11 protein-coding genes, 4 tRNA genes and 1 riboswitch are annotated in these 14,097 nt (G+C 61.0%); of the genes, 9 read left to right on the top strand and 6 right to left on the bottom strand.

The genetic code is table 11. From position 1 onward, the window contains the following. Positions 1-92: 92 nt before the first annotated feature. Positions 93-287: riboswitch (cobalamin riboswitch) on the bottom strand. Positions 288-323: 36 nt separating this feature from the next. Further along, on the bottom strand, positions 324-1,253 hold the full coding sequence (locus F6S08_RS21195; protein ID WP_065925077.1) for a DNA/RNA non-specific endonuclease: 930 nt from the start codon (positions 1,251-1,253) through the stop codon (positions 324-326). Positions 1,254-1,382: 129 nt separating this feature from the next. Between F6S08_RS21195 and F6S08_RS21190 the strand changes: the two genes are divergently transcribed. Then, a complete protein-coding gene (locus tag F6S08_RS21190; RefSeq protein WP_065925078.1) occupies positions 1,383-2,444 on the top strand; it encodes a M4 family metallopeptidase in 1,062 nt (353 codons plus the stop codon). A 14-nt stretch (positions 2,445-2,458) separates the two neighbouring features. Further along, positions 2,459-2,764, top strand: a complete 306-nt coding sequence (locus F6S08_RS21185; RefSeq protein WP_027604053.1) for a protealysin inhibitor emfourin — start codon at positions 2,459-2,461, stop codon at positions 2,762-2,764. A 2-nt stretch (positions 2,765-2,766) separates the two neighbouring features. Here F6S08_RS21185 and F6S08_RS21180 read toward each other — a convergent pair whose 3' ends face one another. From F6S08_RS21180 to F6S08_RS21170, 3 genes are all read right to left on the bottom strand, one after another. After that, a complete protein-coding gene (locus F6S08_RS21180) occupies positions 2,767-3,123 on the bottom strand; it encodes a response regulator (protein WP_027604054.1) in 357 nt (118 codons plus the stop codon). Between the two features lie 23 nt (positions 3,124-3,146). Then, a complete protein-coding gene (locus F6S08_RS21175; protein WP_065925079.1) occupies positions 3,147-4,589 on the bottom strand; it encodes an ATPase domain-containing protein in 1,443 nt (480 codons plus the stop codon). Positions 4,590-4,662: 73 nt separating this feature from the next. Beyond that, complete coding sequence (locus tag F6S08_RS21170) at positions 4,663-6,054, bottom strand: aldehyde dehydrogenase family protein (RefSeq protein WP_065925080.1); 1,392 nt, start codon at positions 6,052-6,054, stop codon at positions 4,663-4,665. Between the two features lie 103 nt (positions 6,055-6,157). Here F6S08_RS21170 and ptrR point away from each other — a divergent pair, with 103 nt between their 5' ends. Continuing rightward, positions 6,158-7,030 carry a putrescine utilization regulator PtrR gene (gene ptrR / locus F6S08_RS21165; RefSeq protein WP_315872291.1) on the top strand — a complete coding sequence of 291 codons (873 nt, stop codon included), beginning with the start codon at positions 6,158-6,160 and terminating at the stop codon, positions 7,028-7,030. A 409-nt stretch (positions 7,031-7,439) separates the two neighbouring features. On the opposite strand, the gene F6S08_RS21160 is transcribed toward ptrR, so the two are convergent. Then, the gene (locus F6S08_RS21160) at positions 7,440-7,649 is read right to left on the bottom strand and encodes a hypothetical protein (protein ID WP_074847327.1); all 210 of its coding nucleotides are present in this window, start codon (positions 7,647-7,649) and stop codon (positions 7,440-7,442) included. A gap of 112 nt (positions 7,650-7,761) precedes the next feature. Then, a complete protein-coding gene (locus tag F6S08_RS21155; protein ID WP_065925082.1) occupies positions 7,762-8,958 on the bottom strand; it encodes an amino acid aminotransferase in 1,197 nt (398 codons plus the stop codon). Positions 8,959-9,300: 342 nt separating this feature from the next. Here F6S08_RS21155 and uvrB point away from each other — a divergent pair, with 342 nt between their 5' ends. From uvrB to F6S08_RS21125, 6 genes are all read left to right on the top strand, one after another. Beyond that, positions 9,301-11,316: an excinuclease ABC subunit UvrB gene (gene uvrB / locus F6S08_RS21150; protein WP_065925083.1), complete on the top strand. Its 2,016-nt coding sequence runs from the start codon at positions 9,301-9,303 to the stop codon at positions 11,314-11,316. Positions 11,317-11,861: 545 nt separating this feature from the next. Then, positions 11,862-13,343 (top strand): glutamate--tRNA ligase, encoded by a 1,482-nt coding sequence (gene gltX, locus F6S08_RS21145; RefSeq protein WP_065925084.1) that lies wholly within the window; start codon positions 11,862-11,864, stop codon positions 13,341-13,343. A gap of 147 nt (positions 13,344-13,490) precedes the next feature. Next, positions 13,491-13,566 (top strand) — tRNA-Ala (locus tag F6S08_RS21140). A gap of 78 nt (positions 13,567-13,644) precedes the next feature. Next, positions 13,645-13,720 (top strand) — tRNA-Glu (locus F6S08_RS21135). Between the two features lie 50 nt (positions 13,721-13,770). Then, positions 13,771-13,846: transfer RNA gene (locus F6S08_RS21130), tRNA-Ala, on the top strand. Between the two features lie 80 nt (positions 13,847-13,926). Further along, positions 13,927-14,002 (top strand) — tRNA-Glu (locus F6S08_RS21125). The last annotated feature ends 95 nt before the right edge of the window (positions 14,003-14,097 follow it).

Below are 14,097 nucleotides of genomic sequence, written 5' to 3'. Positions count from 1 at the left end.
ACGTGGAAACAGGCTAGGTACGGTTCGGAAATACGCCCTCGAACGCCGGCGAACGGGCAGGCAAGGATGTCCTTCCCGGACACCCCGCCGGTGAGTGATTGTGCTGGGCCGGCAGGTCTCCTGACTGATGCGTCGTCGCCACGCTCCGGCCTTCCCGGACGCGGTCCAGTGGCAGTGGGGAGCAGGCTCGGCACCTACAGTTGCGGGGGCAGTTCCGATTGACGCGGTGTACCGCGCTTCGGATTCCCTATTAGTCCCGTTCGGGAACCGGCGCGGTATGGTAGTTGATTAGGGCGAGGCGATACAGCCCGAAGGGCGCCCGGTCAGAGACGAATATCCTCGGGGCCGCGGATCAGCGCTTCAATTCGCGTGCCCGTAGCGCGCTCTTCGTTGCTGAAGCCGTCGTAGTCCGCCAGGTTGGCGAAGCGGATGCCGGTCAATTGTTCGATCTGGATCACGCTGCGCTGGTAGGTCCTGACCTGGCCGAACATCAGGTCGAGCTGACCCAGCTCGCGGCTTTGGTCGATCATGTAGGCGCTGGCGGAGGGCTTGCCGTCATCGCTGAGGTAGGCCACCACTTTCCAGAACGCCTTGGGGATTCTGATGCCACGGTAAAGGCGGTCGTCGTCGGCGAACACCGGGCCGCTGAACACCGTTGCCCGGGCTTTCCAGCGCTGCGTGTTATTGAGGATGTAGTCTTCCAGTTCCAGCCAGGTCTTCTGGTTGAACCCGCTCATCTGCGGCGAGCAGTTGGTGAAGTGGAAGGTGTCGAGGTTGGCGGTGTTTGCCGCGTCGCCCCAGTTAGGATCCTGGCGCCGTACCAGGTGACCGCGATCCAGGCCATTGCTGGCATAGAGCTCTTCGCCCACCTGGGCGCTGATCGGCAGGCGCCCATCGTAGGCCCAGGTGTCGTTGCTGCGGATAATCTCCACATGCTGCCCGCCGTCGATATTGACGCCCACGTAGAGCGCCAGTCGTCGGGAACGGGACATCGTCACCGAGAAATGCGTGTAGTCCAGGCGCAGCGGTTGGACGTCGTCCGCCAATGCCTCATCGGCGGTGGGCCAGGGCACTGCGAAGCTGCTGAGAAAGTCCTCGGCGTAGCCCTGTCGGTCCTGTAGATCCTTAGCCGCGGTGACACGGGGCGTCGCCGCCCGGGCTTCCATCAGGGTGGGATTGGTCGCGATCAACGGGCGCAGATCGGCGAGTCGTGGGCGGTGCGCAAGATCGATTTTGGCTTTGCGGGCTGGCATGGGTAAGTCCTCCTTGGATAAACACGACTGCAACATAGATTGATGACAATTGATGACACGGGTTAACCCTGGGGGGCTATCCTCAAACGGTTACCGGAGCTACACCATATGCCAACAGGGAGCCAGCTAATGTGTGATCGCCACCACCGCAACCCGATTTTCTGCCTGATCCCGCCGTATATGCTCGACCAGATCGCGCGTCACGGTGATAAGGCCCAGCGCGACATCGCGCTGCGCACCCGCGCCAAGGACAGCACGTTCCGTTCGCTGCGCATGGTCGCAGTGCCCGCCAAGGGGCCGGCCCACATGGCCCTGGTCATGGGCGCCGGCAAACGGCGCTCGATCTACACCGCCGAAGGCACCGACAGCCTGCCGGGCAAGCTGGTCCGCGGTGAAGGCCAGCCCGCCAGTGGCGACGCCGCCGTGGACGAAGCCTATGACGGCTTGGGTGCCACGTTCGATTTTTTCGAAGAGGTGTTCGACCGCAACTCCATTGACGACGCCGGCATGGCCCTGGATGCCACCGTGCACTTTGGCCAGAACTATAACAATGCGTTCTGGAACTCGACCCAGATGGTGTTTGGCGATGGCGATGGGCAGTTGTTCAACCGCTTCACAGTGGCCCTCGATGTGATTGGCCATGAATTGGCCCACGGCGTCACCGAGGACGAGGCCAAGCTGATGTATTTCAATCAGTCCGGTGCCTTGAACGAGTCACTCTCGGACGTGTTCGGCTCACTGATCAAGCAGTATGCGTTGAAGCAAACCGCCGAAGACGCCGATTGGCTGATCGGCAAAGGGTTGTTCACCAAGAAGATCAAAGGCGTCGCCCTGCGTTCGATGAAGGCCCCCGGCACCGCGTTCGATGACAAGCTGCTGGGCAAGGACCCTCAGCCAGGGCATATGGATGATTTTGTCCAGACCTACGAGGACAATGGCGGGGTGCATATCAATTCCGGCATTCCCAACCATGCGTTCTATCAGGTGGCGACCCGGATTGGCGGGTTTGCCTGGGAGCGTGCAGGACGTATCTGGTATGACGCGCTGCGCGATGCGCGGTTGCGGCCGAACTCGGGGTTTTTACGTTTTGCGCGTATAACCTACGATATCGCCGGCCGTCTCTACGGCGCGAACAAGGATGAGCACAAGGCGGTCAAGGAGGGCTGGAAAGCGGTTGGCATTAACGTCTGACGTGAGGAACAGCCATGCAAATTTCGATCAAGGAAAACGGCGGGCCGGCGTTTTTTCCGGGTTTGACCAAGCCTCGTACTGTGGAGTTGAACACGTTGCCCGAGCCGGACCAACAAGAGTTGCGGCAGCTGATCGAGGCTTCAAACTTCTTTCAGTTGCCGCAGAGCACCACGCCAGAGCCCGGAAATCCGGGCCAGGTGCACTACACCCTGACCGTGAAGGAAGGCCAGCAGGAACATACGGTGTGCGTGCTCGCGCCGGTGAAGTCGCAGGCATTGGATGGGCTGGTGCAGTGTGTGCGCCGGCATATCCGCAGTTGAGGTCACCCAAGCAGCTCCTTCACCTTGGTAATGAGCTTGTTGATGTCGAACGGCTTATCCAGCACCGCATCGAACAGGTCCGAGCGCTGCATGCCGATATGGGCCTGCGCGCCGCTGATCAGGATAATCGGCAGGTGCTTGACGGCAGGCAGTGCACGGACCGCTTCGGCGAACTCCTCACCGTCCATCACCGGCATCATGAAATCGGTGATGATCAGCGACGGCCGTTCTCGCTCCAGCACCTCCAGCGCCTTTTTCCCATTGCCAGCTGTGACGACCATGAACCCCTCATCTTCCAGTGCGTAGGCAAGGATATCGGCGATCAAGTACTCGTCATCGACGACCAGGATGGTGGCCATGTCAATTCAACCTACCCAAAGACTTAAAAAGCTGAACCAGGCAGCGCTGAATTGGATGCAACTGAGGGGGCATTTGTTGAAACCTTTCTTAAGTCAACGGCTTGGTCACGGATCACCACCTCTAATAATGAGGGGTCATAAAAGCTGTCTCTGACCTTAAGAATGGAAAGCGTCCTTCTAAGTTCAGACTGAATCTCGAAGAAACGCATAAGCATGAGGTTGTCGGCAATGCTCGACAGTTCAGACGCGGGGGAAGTGACCTCCGAGCCGAACAGGTCATGCATCTCCCACGTGGCAAACACCGTGACGCCCCTGGCACGCAGTTCGTTCATCAGTGCGCTGTAGAAATCGGTGATACGTGCCGGGTTGTTGGAGACGCGGGTCATGCCGCTCAAGCTGTCGATGAACAGCCGCTTGATGCCCTTTTCCTCGACCAGGCGCAGCAATCGCGCACCCAGCCCGTCCAGCAGACCTTCGGTAGTGGGCTGCCAGGCGATGGTCAGTGCGCCACTGTCTTCCATCTCCTGGATATCGATGCCCAGGGATTGGCCTTTGAGCCGCAGGCGCTGAGGGCTTTCGTAGAAGCCGAAGTGCAGGCCCGGAGCGTCTACCGTCGATTCCGAGAGGAACTTGAGGCCCAGGGTGGTCTTGCCTATGCCCGACGGCCCCATGACCAGGGTCACGCTGGAACTGTGCAGCCCGCCGCCGAGGATGCCGTCCAACGAGCCGATACCGCTGGCGATGCGCGTCAGGTCGGCGCTGTCGGGTGCGGACGGGCGGCCATAGAGGCTTTCCAGGCGTGGGTACACCACCAGGCCGTCGTCGTTGATTTCACACTCGTGCAGGCCGGTGAGCGCGCCGCTGCCGCGGGTCTTGCGCAACTGGATACGGCGCACGGAACGGGTGCCGAACAGTTCCTCACCCATTTCGATCACGCCATCGACCATGGTGTGCTCGGGACTGCCGTCATCCAGGCGTGAGCTGGTGAGGAACAACACCGTGCAACCGGCGAAGGCGGCATGCCCTTGCAGTTCGGAAATGAATTTTTTCGTGTCGATCGGCGAGTCGGCCTTGGAACGCGCGTTCAACAAGCCGTCCACCACCATGACGGTGGCCCTCTGCCTGCTGATCTCACGCCTGAGCAGCTTGACCACTTCGTCGAGGCCTTCGTTTTCCAGGGTGTCGAAGGCGCTGACAAACTGGATTTCGGCGCCGACACGGGAGGCGTCAAAAAAGCTCAGGGTAGAGAGGAACTGGAAAAGGCGGTCGTGGGATTCCGCCAACAGCGTGGCAACCAGGACTCGGCCGCCATTGCGCGCGTGATGAAACCCCAGCTGGTTGGCAAGGATGGTTTTACCTGAGCCGGGGCGGCCCTGAATGATGTAGGACGCCCCAGACACCAGCCCTCCCTTGAGCAGAGCGTCCAGCCCTTCGATTCCGCTTTGAAGGCGATTTAGCTTTTCCACAGTGCGATCCTGACCCTAAAAACATGCTGTTAAGCCGAGTGGACAGAATGCTAACGCCATTTGTTCACTGCTGCTACTTGCGATCCAGCCATACGGTCTGCGCATTGCAGAATTCGCGTAGGCCAAAATGCGACAACTCGCGCCCGAACCCGCTCTTCTTCACGCCGCCAAACGCCACCCGAGGGTCGGACACGCTGAACGCATTGATGAAGATCCCGCCGGTTTCCAGCTGGTTGGCGATGTCGCGGGCCTTGGCCGGGTCGGTGGTGAAGAGGCTGGCGGTGAGGCCGAACTCGCTGTCATTGGCCAGGGCCACGGCGTGGTCGGCATCGCGGGCGGTGATGATCGACGCCACGGGGCCAAACAGTTCCTGCTTGAACGAGGTCATCTGGTCGGTGACGTCGGCCAGTACGGTCGGCTCATAGTAGTTGGCGACACCGGCAACTTTGTGGCCGCCCAGCAGCAGGGTGGCGCCTTCTTCCAGGGTGGCCTGGACCTGGCCGTGCAACTCGTCGCGCAGGTCGAAGCGCGCCATCGGGCCGACGTAGGTGCTGGCCGAGGTCGGGTCGCCCATCACCAGCGCGCGGCTGGCTTCGACGAACTTGGCGGTGAAGGCGTCCACCACGCCGGCTTCGATGATCAGGCGCTTGGCGGCGGCGCAGACCTGGCCGCTGTTCTGGAAGCGGCCGATGACGGCGGCCTGCACGGCGGCGTCGAGGTCGGCGTCGTTGAGCACGATGAACGGGTCGGAGCCGCCCAGTTCCAGCACGCACTTCTTCAGCGCAGCGCCGGCCTGGGAGCCGATGGCCATGCCGGCGCGTACGCTGCCGGTGAGGGTGACGGCGGCGATGCGCGGGTCGGCGATGGCGGTGGATACGCCGTCCTGGGTCACGTTGATCACTTCGAACAGGCCTTCAGCGAATCCGGCCTTCTGCAACGCCGCTTTCATCATGTACGCGCTGCCCATCACGTTCGGCGCGTGTTTGAGCACGTAGGTATTGCCGGCGAGCAGGGTCGGCACGGCGCCACGCAGCACTTGCCATACCGGGAAGTTCCACGGCATCACGGCGAGGATCGGGCCCAGCGGGCGGTATTCGATGTGGGCGCTGCCGTTGTCCACCAGGGTGGGTTCCGGGGCTAGCATGGCCGGGCCGTGGGCGGCATACCACTCGCTGAGCTGGGCGCATTTTTCGATTTCGGCGCGGGCCTGGGTGATGGGCTTGCCCATTTCCAGGGTGATCATCTGCGCCATTTCTTCGGCTTGATCGCGCAGGGCGCCGGCCAGGGCCAGCAGCAATTCGGCACGCTGGCTGACCGGCTGGCGGCGCCAGGTGCGGAAGGCGGCGGTGGCACGGTCGAGGGCGGCGTCCAGTTGCGACGCGGTTTCGTAGGGGTAGCTGCCGACTGTTTCGCCGGTGGCGGGGTTGATCGACAGGGCGTGGGTCTGGTGAGAAATAGCGTTCATGGCACCGTCCGGCTGAATGAGTGGAATGGGTTCAGCCTACGGGGATGCATGTTTTCTGGAAACTGAATAATATTGAGCAATACGTTCACGATTGGAGAATGACTTGGATCTGGTGCAGCTGGAAATCTTCAAGGCCGTTGCCGAGCAAGGCAGCATCAGCGCCGCCGCGCAGTTGATTCATCGGGTGCCGTCGAACCTGACCACGCGCATCAAGCAACTGGAGCAGGATTTGGGCGTGGAGTTGTTTATCCGCGAGAAGAGTCGCCTGCGCCTGTCGCCCGCCGGATGGAATTTCCTCGGCTATGCGCGGCGTATTCTCGACCTGGTGCAGGAAGCCCGCGCGACGGTGGCGGGGGAGGAGCCCCAGGGCGCGTTTGTCCTGGGATCCCTGGAAAGCACGGCGGCGGTGCGCATCCCGGCGCTGCTCGCGGCCTACAACCAGAAGCACACCAAGGTCGAATTGGACCTGAGCACCGGGCCTTCAGGCACGATGATCGAGGGCGTGTTGTCGGGACGGCTGGCGGCGGCGTTCGTCGATGGGCCGGTATTGCATGCCACCCTGGAAGGCGTGGCGGTGTTCGAGGAGGAGATGGTGGTGATTGCGCCGTTGCACCACGGTCCGATCACGCGAGGGCAGGATGTGAACGGGGAGAGCATCTACACCTTTCGCTCCAACTGTTCCTACCGGCACCATTTCGAGCGCTGGTTCGCACAGGACGGCGCGGTGCCGGGGAGGATCTTCGAGATGGAGTCCTACCACGGCATGCTCGCCTGCGTCAGCGCCGGGGCCGGCCTGGCGCTGATGCCACGCAGCATGCTCGAAAGCATGCCGGGGTTTACCACGGTGAGCGTGTGGCCGCTGACGGACAGTTTTCGCACCCTGCATACCTGGCTGATCTGGCGCCGTGGGACGGTGTCGCAGAGTTTGAACAGTTTTGTGAAGTTGCTGGAGGAACAAGGCTTGACGCTGGCGTAGATCGCCACCGCGCAAATCCTGTCGCTACCGCACCTCGCGTAGATACCTTCTTGTCCACCACCACGCAAACCCGTAGCAGCTGTCGAGCGCAAGCGAGGCAGAGGCCTTGATGTGATTGGCGTTCGTAGCAGCTGTCGAGCCTTGGCGAGGCTGCGTCGGTCGCGACTCGGTCCTGAATCGGCAGCGCGCCCGACGCAGCCTCGCTTGCGCTCGGCAGCTGCTACGGGGGTGAGGCCTTGGTGTGATTGGCGTTCGTAGCAGCTGTCGAGCCTTGGCGAGGCTGCGTCGGCCGCGGCTCGGTCCTGAGTCGGCAGCGCGCCCGACGCAGCCTCGCTTGCGCTCGGCAGCTGCTACGGATTGGATTTACGCGGTGTTGAAGAAGGCGGGATTTACGAGGGTGAGGCGAGATTCAGCCACCGAACTGGAAGGTGCCCATGGCCAATTTGGCCATGATCGCGGTCGCGCCCAACTGCACCAGCCACAACGCCAGGCCACCCAGGAACACACCCAACGCCACTTGCAGCACCAGGCTTTTCTGGCGCTTGGCTTGCGGCGCGCGCGGGGTGAAGTGCTCCTGGTCGTCGGGGTCGGCGTGCAGGTTCAGGTCGTCGTTTTTCATAGGGCTCTCACAACAAAAGGGCAATCGGTGCTCAGTCTAGGGGAGCAGGGTATTTTCCGACAGGCATTAAAAAAGGGAAGCCACGGCTTCCCTTCGTATAACGCCGTCAGGCTTATAGAACCTGAACAATCGCCTTTGTTACCGCAGCAATGTTCGACTGGTTCAACGCTGCCACACAGATACGCCCGGTATCCAGCGCGTAGATACCAAACTCGCTGCGCAGGCGGGTGACTTGCTCAACGGTGAGGCCCGAGTAGGAGAACATCCCGCGTTGGCGACCGACGAAGCTGAAGTCGTGGCCCGGAGCAGCCTTGGCCAGCTCGGCAACCATCTGCTCACGCATGCCACGGATGCGCAGGCGCATCTCGGCCAGTTCGGCTTCCCACTGGGCGCGCAGCTCAGGGCTGTTCAGCACCGCGGCAACAATCGCTGCGCCATGGGTTGGCGGGTTGGAGTAGTTGGTGCGGATCACGCGCTTGACCTGGGACAGGATGCGCGCGCTTTCTTCCTTGGAGTCACCGACGATGGACAACGCGCCCACACGCTCGCCGTACAGGGAGAACGACTTGGAGAACGAGCTGGAGACAAAGAAGGTCAGGCCCGATTCGGCGAACAGGCGCACGGCGGCGGCGTCTTCGTGGATACCGTCGCCAAAGCCCTGATAGGCCATGTCGAGGAACGGCACCAGGTTCCTGGCCTTGACCACGTCCAGCACGTTCTGCCAGTCGGCCGGGCTCAGGTCGACGCCGGTCGGGTTATGGCAGCAGGCGTGCAGCACCACGATGGACTGGGGCGGCAGGGCGTTGAGGTCTTCGAGCAGGCCGGCACGGTTCACGTCGTGGGTGGCGGCGTCGTAGTAGCGGTAGTTCTGCACCGGGAAACCGGCGGTTTCGAACAGGGCGCGGTGGTTTTCCCAGCTCGGGTCGCTGATCGCAACGACGGCGCCTGGCAGCAACTGCTTGAGGAAGTCTGCACCCAGCTTCAGGGCGCCGGTGCCGCCTACCGCTTGTACGGTGGTGACGCGGCCAGCGTTCAGCAGTGGCGATTCAGCGCCGAACAGCAGGGTCTGCACGGCCTTGTCGTAGGCGGCGATGCCGTCGATCGGCAAGTAGCCACGGGCGGCGTGTTGCGCCACGCGAATGGCTTCCGCTTCGGCAACGGCACGCAAGAGTGGAATCTTCCCCTCCTCGTTGCAGTAAACGCCCACGCCAAGGTTGACCTTGGTGGTTCGTGTATCGGCGTTGAATGCTTCGTTGAGGCCCAGGATTGGATCGCGTGGTGCCATTTCGACAGCGGAGAACAGGCTCATTTTGCGGCAGCTCTATGGGGGAAGGGAGGGACGTGTCGCGCTCCAGCCGAATGCACTAGAGCGGTGCACAAACGGGGAGCTAGTATAGAGGCCATCACCGCTGAGGGCGACAACCGAAACGGCTTTTCGGCCAAGTTTTTCGGTTTATTTGCCGACCGTTAGTCTTATTGCAACATTGATCAACCGCGGCAGCCAGGACGATTGCCTTGAAACCCGTCACATTCGCCACCACTTCTACAGCTATCATGGTTTTTTCCTACGACCCGCTCTGAAACTTCGCGGGTTGTGGTCTTTTTCGTCCCCGACGGGTTTACAGTCTGGGGTGACTTCAAGAGGTACGTTATGTCGGATTTCCAACTAGTCACCCGCTTTGAACCTGCCGGCGACCAGCCCGAGGCCATTCGCCAGATGGTCGAAGGCATCGAGGCCGGCCTGGCGCACCAGACGCTGCTCGGGGTGACCGGTTCGGGCAAGACCTTCAGCATCGCCAACGTGATTGCGCAGATCAACCGCCCCACGCTGGTGCTGGCCCCGAACAAGACCCTGGCCGCGCAGTTGTACGGCGAGTTCAAGGCGTTCTTCCCGAACAACGCGGTGGAATACTTCGTTTCCTACTACGACTACTACCAGCCCGAAGCGTATGTGCCGTCCTCCGATACCTTTATCGAGAAGGATGCGTCGATCAACGACCACATCGAGCAGATGCGGCTGTCGGCGACCAAGGCGTTGCTGGAGCGCAAGGACGCGATCATCGTCACCACGGTGTCGTGCATCTATGGCCTGGGCAGCCCGGAAACCTATTTGAAGATGGTGCTGCACGTCGACCGCGGCGATAAACTCGACCAGCGCGAGCTGCTGCGCCGCCTGACCAGCCTGCAGTACACCCGCAACGACATGGATTTTGCCCGCGCCACCTTCCGCGTGCGTGGCGATGTGATCGACATCTACCCGGCCGAATCCGACCTGGAGGCGATCCGCATCGAGCTGTTTGACGATGAAGTCGAGAGCCTGTCGGCCTTCGATCCGTTGACCGGCGAAGTGATCCGCAAGCTGCCGCGCTTCACCTTCTATCCGAAAAGCCACTACGTGACCCCGCGCGAAACCCTGATGGGCGCCATCGAGGGTATCAAGGTCGAGCTGGCCGAGCGCCTGGAGTACCTGCGCGCCAACAACAAGCTGGTGGAAGCCCAGCGTTTGGAGCAACGCACGCGCTTTGACCTGGAGATGATCCTCGAGCTGGGCTACTGCAACGGCATCGAAAACTACTCGCGCTACCTCTCGGGCCGTGAGTCCGGCGCGCCGCCGCCGACCCTCTACGACTACCTGCCAGACGACGCACTGCTGGTGATCGACGAGTCCCACGTCAGCGTGCCGCAAGTGGGCGCGATGTATAAGGGCGACCGCTCGCGTAAGGAAACCCTGGTGGAGTACGGCTTCCGCCTGCCGTCGGCACTGGATAACCGGCCGATGCGCTTCGACGAGTGGGAAGCCATCAGCCCGCAGACCATCTTTGTGTCGGCCACGCCGGGCAACTATGAGGCCGAGCATGCCGGCCGTGTGATCGAGCAACTGGTGCGTCCCACCGGCCTGGTCGACCCGGAAATCGAAATCCGCCCGGCGCTGACCCAGGTGGATGACCTGTTGTCGGAGATCCATAAACGTGTGGCCCTGGAAGAGCGGGTGCTGGTCACCACGCTGACCAAGCGCATGTCCGAAGACTTGACCGACTACCTCGCCGACCACGGCGTGCGCGTGCGTTACCTGCACTCGGACATCGACACCGTGGAGCGCGTGGAAATCATCCGCGACCTGCGCCTGGGCACCTTTGATGTGCTGGTGGGCATCAACCTGCTGCGCGAAGGCCTGGACATGCCGGAAGTGTCGCTGGTGGCAATCCTCGATGCAGACAAGGAGGGCTTCCTGCGCTCTGAACGCTCGCTGATCCAAACCATCGGTCGTGCGGCGCGTAACCTCAATGGCCGGGCGATTCTCTACGCGGATCGCATCACCGGTTCCATGGAGCGGGCGATTGGCGAGACGCAACGCCGTCGCGACAAGCAGATTGCCTTCAACCTGGAAAACGGCATTACGCCCAAAGGCGTGTTCAAGGACGTTGCCGACATCATGGAAGGCGCCACCGTGCCGGGCTCGCGCAGCAAGAAGCGCAAGGGCATGGCCAAGGCCGCCGAGGAAAGCGCCAAGTACGAAAACGAACTGCGCTCGCCGAGTGAGATCACCAAGCGGATTCGCCAGTTGGAAGAGAAAATGTACCAGTTGGCGCGGGACCTGGAGTTTGAAGCTGCGGCGCAGACTCGGGATGAGATTGGCAAGTTGCGTGAGCGGTTGCTGGCTGTCTGATCTGCGGTGACTAGACTGGCCTCATCGGGGCATAGGCATCTACACAACTCTTAAAGGCTGACACATAACTCTGTGGTGAGCGGGCTTGCCCCGCGCTGGGCTGCGAAGCGGCCCCAATAAGGTCACCGCAGAGTGCCAGAATCAATCGAGGTGAAGGTTTTGGGGCTGCTTCGCAACCCAGCGCGGGCATAGGTATCTACACAACTCTTAAAGGCTGACACATAACTCTGTGGTGAGCGGGCTTGCCCCGCGCTGGGCTGCGAAGCAGCCCCAGTAAAGAAGAATGCGGTGTATCAGGCACTCTGTAGAGGCTGGTTTTGGGGCTGCTTCGCAGCCCAGCGCGGGCGGTGCGACGATTCGACAAGCCCGCTCACCACAGAAGCCTAATTGCCATAGATTCCGTATTCACTGGAAGTTGTGTAGATACCCATGCTCATCGGGGGCTTGCCCCCGATGGTTGTGCCTCGGTTTTCCAGAAATCACCCAGGCTGTTACCATTCGCCCCTTGTTTCAATTTCAGTTATATCGCCCATTCGAGACCTGCCATGACCACCGTCCGCACGCGCATCGCGCCATCGCCTACTGGGGATCCCCACGTCGGCACTGCCTACATCGCCTTGTTCAACTACTGCTTTGCCAAGCAGCACGGCGGTGAATTCATCCTGCGGATCGAGGACACCGACCAACTGCGCTCCACCCGTGAGTCGGAACAGCAGATTTTCGATGCCCTGCGCTGGTTGGGCATTACCTGGGCCGAAGGCCCGGACGTAGGCGGCCCGCACGGTCCGTATCGCCAGAGCGAGCGCAGCGACATCTACAAGCAGTACACCCAGCAACTGGTCGACATGGGCCATGCGTTCCCATGCTTCTGCACCGCTGAAGAACTCGACCAGATGCGCGCGGAGCAACAGGCCCGTGGCGAAACCCCGCGCTACGATGGCCGCGCATTGCTGCTGTCGAAAGAGGAGGTGGCTGCCCGCCTGGCCGCCGGTGAACCTCACGTTATCCGCATGAAGGTGCCGAGCGAAGGCGTGTGCGTGGTGCCGGACATGCTGCGCGGTGATGTCGAAATCCCGTGGGACCGCATGGACATGCAGGTGTTGATGAAGACCGACGGCCTGCCGACGTACTTCCTGGCCAACGTGGTCGACGACCACCTGATGGGCATCACCCACGTATTGCGGGGTGAAGAATGGCTGCCATCGGCGCCGAAGTTGATCCTTCTCTACGAATACTTCGGCTGGGAACAACCGCAGCTGTGCTACATGCCGCTGCTGCGTAACCCGGACAAGAGCAAGCTGTCCAAGCGCAAGAACCCGACCTCGGTGACGTTCTACGAGCGCATGGGCTTCATGCCTGAAGCGATGCTCAACTACCTGGGCCGCATGGGCTGGTCGATGCCGGACGAGCGTGAGAAGTTCTCGCTGCAGGAAATGGTCGATAACTTTGACCTGTCCCGCGTGTCGCTGGGCGGGCCGATCTTCGATATCGAGAAACTCTCGTGGCTCAATGGCCAGTGGCTGCGTGATCTGCCGGTGGAAGAATTCGCCAGCCGCGTGCAGCAATGGGCGCTGAACCCTGAATACATGATGAAGATCGCGCCACTGGTGCAGGGCAGGGTGGAGACGTTCAGCCAGGTTGCCCCGTTGGCCAGCTTCTTCTTTGCCGGTGGTGTGAACCCGGATACCAGGCTGTTCGAATCCAAGAAGCTCTCGGGCGATCAGGTGCGCCAGTTGATGCAACTGATCCTGTGGAAGCTGGAAAGCCTGCGCCAGTGGGAGAAGGATGCGATCACTGCGACGATCCAGGCGGTGGTGGAATCCCTTGAGTTGAAATTGCGCGATGCCATGCCGCTGATGTTTGCCGCGATCACCGGGCAGGCCAGTTCGGTGTCGGTGCTGGATGCGATGGAAATTCTCGGCCCGGACCTGACCCGTTTCCGCCTGCGCCAAGCCCTTGATTTGCTTGGTGGTGTATCGAAGAAAGAAAACAAAGAGTGGGAAAAGCTGTTGGGCGCTATCGCTTAAGCAGTCCATTGCAGCGACGAAACCCAGGTTTTCCGGGGTTTCGTCGGTAAGTGATTGTTATCCCGGCAAAAAATTTTGGAAAATGTTGAAAATAAATTTGACACCTTTCCAAACCGCCATTAAGATTCGCCCCGTCCTCACCGATGAGGGGCTATAGCTCAGCTGGGAGAGCGCTTGCATGGCATGCAAGAGGTCAACGGTTCGATCCCGTTTAGCTCCACCAATCTACAGGTTCAAGGTCTGGCCACACCGTCCTTGAATCGATCAGCTCTCAGCGCTGGTCAGTTGTACAGAAGGTTTTGTCCCCTTCGTCTAGTGGCCTAGGACACCGCCCTTTCACGGCGGTAACAGGGGTTCGAGTCCCCTAGGGGACGCCAGTTTCAACAAGCAGTTCGAAAGGTCTGCTGCGCCGCGAGGCGAAAAATCCGGGGCTATAGCTCAGCTGGGAGAGCGCTTGCATGGCATGCAAGAGGTCAACGGTTCGATCCCGTTTAGCTCCACCAATTTACAGGTTCAAGGTCTGGCCACACCGTCCTTGAATCAGATCAGTTCTCAGCGCTGATCAGGTGTATAGAAGGTTTGTGTCCCCTTCGTCTAGTGGCCTAGGACACCGCCCTTTCACGGCGGTAACAGGGGTTCGAGTCCCCTAGGGGACGCCACGATTACCCGCTCTGCGGGATTTTTAAGGGTCATTCAATTATTGAATGGCCCTTTTGTTTGTCTGGCGTTTGGCCAATTCTCTCCCCCCATTCCC

The sequence above is a fragment of the Pseudomonas sp. JV449 genome, from assembly GCF_032424295.1.
Classification (GTDB): Bacteria; Pseudomonadota; Gammaproteobacteria; order Pseudomonadales; family Pseudomonadaceae; genus Aquipseudomonas; species Aquipseudomonas marginalis.
The sequence above is the reverse complement of the archived record's forward strand: the minus strand, read 5'-3'. Positions and strand labels throughout refer to the sequence as shown.

Coding starts and splice junctions, on each gene's coding strand:
- F6S08_RS21195 (WP_065925077.1), bottom strand. CDS start 1,253: ATGCCAGCCCGCAAAGCCAAAATCGATCTTGCGCACCGCCCACGACTC.
- F6S08_RS21190 (WP_065925078.1), top strand. CDS start 1,383: ATGTGTGATCGCCACCACCGCAACCCGATTTTCTGCCTGATCCCGCCG.
- F6S08_RS21185 (WP_027604053.1), top strand. CDS start 2,459: ATGCAAATTTCGATCAAGGAAAACGGCGGGCCGGCGTTTTTTCCGGGT.
- F6S08_RS21180 (WP_027604054.1), bottom strand. CDS start 3,123: ATGGCCACCATCCTGGTCGTCGATGACGAGTACTTGATCGCCGATATC.
- F6S08_RS21170 (WP_065925080.1), bottom strand. CDS start 6,054: ATGAACGCTATTTCTCACCAGACCCACGCCCTGTCGATCAACCCCGCC.
- F6S08_RS21160 (WP_074847327.1), bottom strand. CDS start 7,649: ATGAAAAACGACGACCTGAACCTGCACGCCGACCCCGACGACCAGGAG.
- F6S08_RS21155 (WP_065925082.1), bottom strand. CDS start 8,958: ATGAGCCTGTTCTCCGCTGTCGAAATGGCACCACGCGATCCAATCCTG.
- uvrB (WP_065925083.1), top strand. CDS start 9,301: ATGTCGGATTTCCAACTAGTCACCCGCTTTGAACCTGCCGGCGACCAG.
- gltX (WP_065925084.1), top strand. CDS start 11,862: ATGACCACCGTCCGCACGCGCATCGCGCCATCGCCTACTGGGGATCCC.